This window comes from Pseudoalteromonas sp. S3431, assembly GCF_000690035.1.
Lineage (GTDB): Bacteria > Pseudomonadota > Gammaproteobacteria > Enterobacterales > Alteromonadaceae > Pseudoalteromonas > Pseudoalteromonas fuliginea.
The window spans coordinates 1-8,458 of sequence record NZ_JJNY01000134.1 but is presented as its reverse complement, the minus strand read 5'-3'; the positions used below and the strand labels follow the sequence as shown (position 1 = coordinate 8,458).

Genomic DNA, 8,458 nt, shown 5'->3' with positions numbered 1-8,458 from the left:
AGCCCACTAGGTTACAAACCTCGCGCCGCGATTTAATCGCCCCTAGATTGAACAAATTTCAATTCGCAAAGATCAACACGCCCTAGTAAATGACAACTTTAGCATTGTTAAACTCATAGTTTAGCAATGCGCCACTATTTGATTGCTGTACAAGCATAGCTTTATTTAAACCGTACAGTCTAAATAGCAGGGGGGCAATAATAGATACCGCAGAGCCCGTTGCACTGTCCTCATTTACTCCAAACTGAGGGGCAAAGTATCTAAAATGCGCTATGGCATTTTTCTTGTCTTTACTTTTTATACTAAGGGCAATTACTGCATTTTTGTGGAGTTTACTCAACGCTTTAAAATCAACGTGTAAGCTTTTTAAATCGTCTTTTTCAACGTCTTTACTAAATTCTTTACTAAATTCTTCATTAAATAATACAACCGTATAACCGTTTTTATCACCGGTACTGTAGGCTGCTTTTATTGCGGATGAAAACACACTTTTTAACTCACCTTTAGCTAATTCGCTTTTTTTAGGCTCTATACTTTTTAGTAACAACTGGGCGCGTTGTTTTTTTACTCTTATAGTAAAGCGCTCATGACTCATTGATGTAAATACTTCAGGGCAATAACCAAAATACTTTATTAAAAAATTAGCGGCCGCTAAAGTACCATGCCCACAGCGTTTAATTTCACTTGTTTGGTTAAACCAGCGAATATTACAATGGCGTTTAGTTATCTCATTTTCATTTAAAAATACGGTAGCAGGGTGGTTTGATTGTGATGCAATATATTGCATTGTTTTTGATGTTAACCCAATTTTATAAATAACAATTAAAGCACTAGAGCCTTTTAAGTTATTTGCAGGGCTATAAAAAACAGATTCGGTGGAAGTGAGTTTTATACAACGAAGCGTAAGCCATTTGGGCTTACGCTTCGTTAAAAAAAGAGTGTTATCCTTTGCTTGCATACGCGTCGTTATGAACGCCCGCAGCACGACCTGATGGATCTGCATTGTTTTGGAACGATGCGTCCCATGCAAGTGCTTCAGGAGTCGAACACGCTACCGATTTACCATGTGGTACACATTTAGCTGATGCATCACCAGGAAAGTGCGATTCAAAAATAGTACGGTAGTAGTAAGCTTCTTTTGAATCTGGCGTATTAATAGGGTATTTAAATTTAGCATTTGCAAGCTCTTGATCGCTCACTTGCTCATTTACAAACTCTTTTAACGTATCAATCCAGCTGTAACCAACACCGTCTGAAAATTGCTCTTTTTGGCGCCATAAAACTTCATCAGGCAAGTAGCCATCAAAACCTTCACGTAAAATGTGTTTTTCAATTTTGCCATCTTTACACATTTTGGCTTCAGGGTTGATACGCATAGCAACATCAACAAATTCTTTATCAAGGAACGGTACACGTGCTTCAACGCCCCATGCTGCCATTGATTTATTAGCACGTAAACAGTCAAACATATGCAGTTTTGATACTTTACGGTTTAGCTCTTCATGAAACTCTTGTGCGTTAGGGGCTTTATGGAAGTATAAGTAACCACCAAATAGCTCATCAGCACCTTCGCCAGATAACACCATTTTAATGCCCATCGCTTTAATTTGGCGAGCCATTAAGTACATAGGTGTAGAGGCACGAATTGTTGTTACGTCGTAGGTTTCTATGTGGTAAATCACTTCACGTAATGCATCAATACCTTCTTGGATGGTAAAAATGATAGGGTGGTGAATAGTACCAATCATGTCAGCTACTTTTTGGGCCGCGGCTAAATCAGGTGAACCCTCAAGGCCTACTGAAAAAGAATGCAACTTAGGCCACCATGCATCGCTTTCGTCATTATCTTCAATACGTTTGGCAGCAAAGCGCTGGGTGATAGCAGAGATAACTGATGAGTCTAAACCACCAGAAAGTAATACACCGTAAGGCACGTCACACATTAGCTGGCGTTTAACGGCCGCTTCTAATGCATCTTTAACGTCTTGGGCTTGTGCGTTGTTATCTTTAACTGCATCAAACGTTTCCCAATCACGCTTGTAATAAGGCGTCATTTTACCATCTTTGCTGTACAGGTAATGCCCTGGTGGAAATTCTTCAATATGCTTACAAATTGGAGAAAGTGCTTTTAGCTCAGAAGCAACGTAAAAGTTACCGTGCTCGTCGTGACCAGTGTAAAGCGGGATAATACCAATATGGTCACGGCCAATTAAGTAGGCTTCATTTTCTTCGTCGTATAAACAAAATGCAAAAATGCCATTTAGATCATCTAAAAAGTCAGGCCCTTTTTGTTTATAAAGCGCTAAAATAACTTCACAGTCTGATTGAGTTTGAAAAGTAAAATCAACATCTAGCTCTGCTGCAAGTTCTTTATGATTATAAATCTCGCCGTTAACCGCTAAAATATTTGTTTTTTCAGGATTGTATAAAGGCTGTGCACCGCTTGATACACCAACAATAGCTAAACGCTCATGCACTAAAATAGCTTTTTCAGATGCGTATACACCAGACCAATCTGGACCTCGGTGTCTAAGCAGCTTTGACATTTCAATTGCTTGGGTACGCAATTGAGTGGGATCAGATTTTATATCTAATACCCCAAAAATTGAACACATAGTAACTCCTCATTCCTATTATGTGTGCAGCAAAGCCAATTTGCTGTGCTGCGAAACCTTGTTTTATCAGAAAAAATTACTCAAGTCACATAGCTTTTACAATTAATTAAGAATAATTTATGCACCAAGTTATATTTAACTGCACCAAAGTGGTTAATGTGTGGTGCCTGCTGCTATTTTTACGTCACTATTATTGTTCAAAGCTTGCGCAACCATCACTTTCAGCGCGTTAATAACGGTTTCCTCACTCATGCTTGGTGCGCCATTGTGGTGCACAGCTTGGCTTGGTAAATAAGGAATATGCACAAAGCCACCTTTCATTACAGCGCAGTGATCATTTATGTAATGCATAAGACCATACATAACGTGATTACACACATACGTGCCTGCCGTATTCGAAATGGCAGCTGGTATATTACTGTTGTGCAATGCTTGTAACATGCGCTTTATTGGTAAGTTTGTGAAATAGGCATCAGGGCCATTTTTTTCTATTGGTGTATCGACAGGTTGATTACCTGCATTGTCTTTAATACGTGCATCGTCAACGTTTATTGCTATTCGCTCTATTGATATTTCACTGCGCCCACCGGCTTGGCCTATACACAAAACAACCGCCGGATTGTGCGACTCAATAGCGTTTATAAGCTGACTAATAGACGTATTAAACTCACAGGCAAGTTCTAGTGTACATATTTTATGTTTCATGATGATAGTTTCATCAAGTTTTTGCACTGCTTGCCAAGAAGGATTGATAGCTTCGCCATCAAAAGGCGCAAAGCCGGTAATTAATACACTCGCCATTGAAGAAGTTGATTTAGTCATTAAACACCAAGCTATACATTAAAATAATATTAACGGCGAGTAAGGTAACTGCCGTCGGAATTTGAACCTTTATTACATGGTACTTATCTTTTAAGTCTAAAAGAGCGGCAGGAATAATATTAAAATTGGCTGCCATCGGCGTCATTAACGTACCGCAATAGCCGCTATACATACCTAGCGCCACTAAAGGTGCAGGGCTTGCGCCATGACCTTCAATTAAAAATGGCATCGCTATACCAGCAGTCATCACCGGGAATGCAGCAAACGCGTTACCCATAATCATGGTAAAAAATGCCATACCTATACAATACAAAACAACCAGCATAAAACGGTTATCAGGGGCTATAAATAAAGTAACTAGTTCTTTAATAGAGTCGCCTGTTTGCGCCACAATAAATACCCCACCAAGCATGGCTAGCATTTGCGGTAAAATGGCTGCCCAACCAATAGAATCTACTAAACGGCGTGATTCGCTTACGGCTTGAACAGGGCTACCACCGGTTATTTTCCAGCCAACAAGTAATGCAAAAATACAAGCAATGGTTAAAGATGCAAGTGTTAAATGGCGTTGATCAAGTAAGTAAACATTGTTTATAGCTACATTATCAAATAGTACAGTAAAGACTACGGTAACAATTGGGATCATTAAAGCGGGAATAAATAACTTATTGCCAAGAGTTTTAGCGCTTTGGTTTTGATCCTGCTCGCTAGGAATAGAGTAACTTCCCATGGAAACTAAATTTAAGCCGGCTAATAAAGCAATGAGTAATACGCTAATACCCACCATTAAATACGTTGTTTGTGCACCAAGAGTTGCAATAGCAAAATCACCAAGTAAAAAGCTACTGCCAAATAAAAACCAAAATAGGGCGGTTGTAAGCCTTTTTGGATGATTTTTGTCTTGCAGGGTACGTACTACTAAAAACATTACCATGATGCCAATAAGTAGGTATATGTTTTCAATGGTCACGAGTGCAGTGCTTGTATGCGATACATCAGTATTAATTACTTTACTCATAGTATTGGCTCCGGTGCATTGTACTTTTGAACCGCTTTTGCAATTTTACTTTCGAGTCGAGCTAGTCTAAATAAGTGGATAACCAAGGCGCATAGCGCGGTAGGGATTGCCCATAGACCAATATGCAGCGGTTCAATACCGGTTATGCCGTTTTCTTTTAAAAATGCATCCATAAGTAAAACAGCACCAAAGGCTATAAATATGTCTTCCCCAAAAAATACCGCAATATTATCAACTGCCGCCGCATGCGCGCTGATCATATCTTTTACGGGTTTAGGCAATTCGCCATATTTATTTGTAGCAGCTCCTAATGCCATAGGAGCAAGCAAAGGGCGAACTGTTTGTGCTTGCCCTCCGAGTGACAGTAAACCAAGTGCAGCCGAGCATTCTCTAACAATAAAATAAAGAGCGAGTATACGCGCGCTGGTGGCTGTTTTAATTTGTGAAATCCAATCGCGCGCACGTTGTTGTAATCCATAACGTTCAAGCAGTGCAATAACAGGTAAAATTAAAATGAAGCTCGCTAATTGGCGCGAGTTCATAAACTTTTCGCCAAATGTTTGCAGCAAGCTGATAAAATCAAGATTGACTGCCCAGCCGGTCGCAAGTCCTGCAAAGGTAACCACTAGTAAAGGATTAAAGCGCAGTGCAAAACCGATAACTACAACAGGAATGCCAATAAGCGGCCAATAATTTAAATCGAACATAGTTTTCCTATTTATTTTTAGAATGTTTTTATAGGTTATTTTTAAGTGCAAGGCTCAATTGATGCAGGTGTCCGTCAAGTTTCAGCTTCGCCTTTGCTGCTTCTTCAAACGTTACATATTTAAACTCAACAGTATCTAAAGGTCTAAATTGTGCAAATTGATGTAAGTCGGCTTCAATAACAGTGCCTAAAAGCGGATAGCCCCCTGTGGTTTGGCCATCATTTAGTAACACAATAGGCTCTCCATTTGGTGGTAGTTGAATACTCCCAGGACTCACCCCTAATGATGGCAAAGAGTGCGAATGTGCCAAATTATTTTTATGCTCAAGCCTTACGCCCATTCGGTTGCTGTTACTACTAACTTTAAATGCGGTAGATACAAAGTTGCTAAGTAAAGGCTGGCCTAATAAATTAGCATGAGGACTTTGGTGCAGCCGTATAAGCTTGCGCTGGGCGGGGGCCATTGCGCCTACTTTTATAAACTCTCCATAATAAGGAGTAATAGGTATTTCATCACCAGTGGTGAGAACTCTACCTTCAATACCAGCAAAACACGCGTTTAAATCTGTAGATTTAGAGCCCATAACCTCAGTATTTTGTATACCGCCTTTCACTGCTAAATAAGCTCTTAAGCCTGCTCTACCAGTAGCAAAGCTCAGTACTTGTTTGTTTTTTACTGCATATGTCCAGCCAGGATAAATTGCATGTCCATCGAGGGTTGCTTGCAAATCGGCACCATGCAGTGCAATTACTGTGTCGCAGGTAAATTCAAGCTCGCACAAACCAACGGTTATTTCTAAAACGGCATCATTGTCGTTATTGTTAAGTAATCTATTAGCAATTATTTGTGCAATAGGGTCCAAGCTACCCGCTTTGCTTACACCTAAATGGCGGTAGCCTTCACGGCCAAAATCTTGAATTGTAAGCAATACACCACTTTTAAGTACTTTAATCATGATTTGCTCCTTTATTAACGAGCGGAACAAATTCAAGCGTATCGCCTGGTTGAATTAAACAAGGTTGCTCAGAGGTCGAATCAAACAAAGCAGTGTCTGTATGACCTATTATGTGCCAACCACCAGGGGTATCTGCGGGGTAAATTCCGGTTTGTGCAGCACCTATCGCAACAGAACCTTTAAGAACTTTAATGCGAGGCTCGTCACGCCTTGGTGTGTATAATTGCTCATTTAAGCCATGTAGGTAAGCAAAACCGGGCTGAAAGCCTAAAAATAAAACGTGGTACTTGGTGTTACTATGAATATTAATAACTTCATCGGCACTTAAATTATGATAGCGAGCCACGTAATTAATGTCCTCACCCTTATAGGTTGTTTCGATTAAGTGATGCTGCCCCTTAAATGTACTCGTTTTAATATCATTCCACAGCGAAGGTAGCACTTGTAACCACTGTTTTAAGTGTTTATCTGATTTTAAATAAAGAGTGAGCGAGTTCATGGCGGGCACCAAATCGCTAAATTCATCAGTGCTTTTACAGTGGCTAGTTAAAGCCCAAATTTTCTTTTGAATAGAGAGTCTATCTGTAGCGTCTAAATGCGATGCATCAAACAGTAAGCTACTGTTTGTTAATGCATAAATATGAGGAGCTGGCTTCATTAAATAAACCTATTTGTACAACATAATTTAAACGTAACACAGTTTTATTAATTTATTTACACCATTGCGACTAAGTGGTTATTTTAATTTGCTCAGCTTAGTTTAAGAGTATTTTTATATTCAATTAATCGTATTTAACTTATTGAGGACTAAAACTTAATACGCTTCGTACTAAATAAGTAATTAGCTTGAAATGAAAATTAAGATAAGGAGGTCTTAATTAGCACGCACTTGTTTATGAGGTACTTTATGAAACACCAGCATTTATTATATTTATCAGGCGCTGCTATTATATTTAGCGCAGGCAGTTTTGCTTTATCTATGGAAAAGGTTGAGCACAGTAATGTCGAAGCAACCATGCATGTAGAAACTATTGTACTTGGATCCGGTTGTTTTTGGGGAGCCGAAAAACGCTACGAAGCGCTTAATGGCGTTATAGATGCTGAGTCGGGTTACGCTGACGGCAAAGGCTTTAAAGCAACGTACAGAAACATTACTGATCAGTCTCGTCGTTTTGACGAGAACAATTATGCTGAAGTTGTACAAGTTATGTATAACAGCAATATAATTTCAGCAGAAGATCTATTAAAAAACTATTTTGAAAGTCACGATCCTACGCAAAAAAATCGCCAAGGGAACGACATCGGTACGCAATATCGTTCAATCGTATTAACGAATACCGATGCGCAGGCTAAAGTTGCAGAGCAAGTTAAGTCGAAATATCAGCAACTTTTAACTGATGCGAGCTACGGCAAAATTGAAACAGTTATTAAACCGCTTCAAGGCTTTGTATCGGCAGAAGAGTATCATCAAAATTATTTAGAAAAGAACCCTAATGGCTATTGCCCAGATCATTCTACCGGTGTTGTTTTTAATAAAACACCCGTAGAAAAAGTAGATAACACTGCTTTATTAGCAGGAAAGCAAATCGTAGTCTTAGATTCACGTGAATACTGCCCATACTGTGAAAAATTCAAAAAAGCAGTCGCAAATGACTACAAAGGGACAATACCAATGTCGTTTCGCCATGCTGACCAACTTGATGATTTAACTATTAAGTCAGCCACGTGGGCAACACCGACCATTTTGTTTTTAGAAAATGGCGTTGAGGTATATGGCCGTCAAGGTTACGCAACGCCTGAAGAGTTTTATAAAGCATTAGGCGCTTTTAAATTAGGTAACAGCGATGCTTACAAAGTTGCATTTGATGCGCGAACAGATAGACCTTACTGTAAAGAGTACAAAGAGTTTAAAAATACACCTGACGGTACTTTTGTAGATAAATTAAGTGGTGAGCCACTATTTGATACAAGCGATAGGTTTAACTCAGGTACTGGTTGGTTGTCGTTTACTCATCCAGTAAAGAACAATGTAACACAGCATGACGACAGTAGTTGGGGTATGACTCGCATTGAGCTTCGCTCAAAAAGTACTGGTATACACTTAGGGCACTTGTTCCCAGGTGAAGGTCCAAGAGGGCGCGATCGATATTGTATTAACGCAACCGTACTTGATTTTGTACCGCGAGATAAAAGTTAAATTAAAATTATTCCAGACATAATTTAATTTTCAAAAAAATATTAGGGCGTGTTGATCTTTGTGGATTGAAATTTGTTCAATCTAGGGGCGATTAAATCGCGGGGTGAGGTTTGTAACCTAGCGGGCTAAGTAAAAACCGAGCAA

8 protein-coding genes are annotated in these 8,458 nt (G+C 39.4%); 1 reads left to right on the top strand and 7 read right to left on the bottom strand.

The features are described 5' to 3' along the window. Positions 1-82 precede the first annotated feature (82 nt). From DO88_RS00195 to pxpB, 7 genes are all read right to left on the bottom strand, one after another. The gene (locus tag DO88_RS00195; protein WP_033041198.1) at positions 83-958 is read right to left on the bottom strand and encodes a PhzF family phenazine biosynthesis protein; all 876 of its coding nucleotides are present in this window, start codon (positions 956-958) and stop codon (positions 83-85) included. Then, a complete protein-coding gene (asnB, locus tag DO88_RS00200) occupies positions 942-2,615 on the bottom strand; it encodes an asparagine synthase B (RefSeq protein ID WP_033041196.1) in 1,674 nt (557 codons plus the stop codon). Before asnB ends, DO88_RS00195 begins: the two co-directional genes overlap by 17 nt. 153 nt (positions 2,616-2,768) lie before the next feature. Further along, complete coding sequence (pcp, locus tag DO88_RS00205) at positions 2,769-3,437, bottom strand: pyroglutamyl-peptidase I (protein ID WP_084166047.1); 669 nt, start codon at positions 3,435-3,437, stop codon at positions 2,769-2,771. Continuing rightward, positions 3,430-4,455, bottom strand: coding sequence for a DUF979 domain-containing protein (locus tag DO88_RS00210; protein ID WP_033041195.1), 1,026 nt, complete (start codon positions 4,453-4,455; stop codon positions 3,430-3,432). Before DO88_RS00210 ends, pcp begins: the two co-directional genes overlap by 8 nt. Next, positions 4,452-5,162: a DUF969 domain-containing protein gene (locus tag DO88_RS00215; RefSeq protein WP_007376582.1), complete on the bottom strand. Its 711-nt coding sequence runs from the start codon at positions 5,160-5,162 to the stop codon at positions 4,452-4,454. Before DO88_RS00215 ends, DO88_RS00210 begins: the two co-directional genes overlap by 4 nt. Before the next feature lie 28 nt (positions 5,163-5,190). Beyond that, positions 5,191-6,117: a biotin-dependent carboxyltransferase family protein gene (locus DO88_RS00220; protein ID WP_033041192.1), complete on the bottom strand. Its 927-nt coding sequence runs from the start codon at positions 6,115-6,117 to the stop codon at positions 5,191-5,193. After that, entirely contained in the window at positions 6,110-6,775 is a 666-nt protein-coding gene (gene pxpB, locus DO88_RS00225; protein WP_033041189.1) for a 5-oxoprolinase subunit PxpB, read from the bottom strand. The genes DO88_RS00220 and pxpB overlap by 8 nt, the downstream gene beginning before the upstream one ends. A gap of 249 nt (positions 6,776-7,024) precedes the next feature. Between pxpB and msrA the strand changes: the two genes are divergently transcribed. Beyond that, positions 7,025-8,314: a peptide-methionine (S)-S-oxide reductase MsrA gene (msrA, locus tag DO88_RS00230; protein WP_033041188.1), complete on the top strand. Its 1,290-nt coding sequence runs from the start codon at positions 7,025-7,027 to the stop codon at positions 8,312-8,314. Positions 8,315-8,458: the final 144 nt, after the last annotated feature.

Bases quoted from the DNA above. Each gene is read 5' to 3' on its own strand.
- DO88_RS00195 (WP_033041198.1), bottom strand. From the start codon at position 958: ATGCAAGCAAAGGATAACACTCTTTTTTTAACGAAGCGTAAGCCCAAA.
- asnB (WP_033041196.1), bottom strand. From the start codon at position 2,615: ATGTGTTCAATTTTTGGGGTATTAGATATAAAATCTGATCCCACTCAA.
- pcp (WP_084166047.1), bottom strand. From the start codon at position 3,437: ATGACTAAATCAACTTCTTCAATGGCGAGTGTATTAATTACCGGCTTT.
- DO88_RS00210 (WP_033041195.1), bottom strand. From the start codon at position 4,455: ATGAGTAAAGTAATTAATACTGATGTATCGCATACAAGCACTGCACTC.
- DO88_RS00215 (WP_007376582.1), bottom strand. From the start codon at position 5,162: ATGTTCGATTTAAATTATTGGCCGCTTATTGGCATTCCTGTTGTAGTT.
- DO88_RS00220 (WP_033041192.1), bottom strand. From the start codon at position 6,117: ATGATTAAAGTACTTAAAAGTGGTGTATTGCTTACAATTCAAGATTTT.
- pxpB (WP_033041189.1), bottom strand. From the start codon at position 6,775: ATGAAGCCAGCTCCTCATATTTATGCATTAACAAACAGTAGCTTACTG.
- msrA (WP_033041188.1), top strand. From the start codon at position 7,025: ATGAAACACCAGCATTTATTATATTTATCAGGCGCTGCTATTATATTT.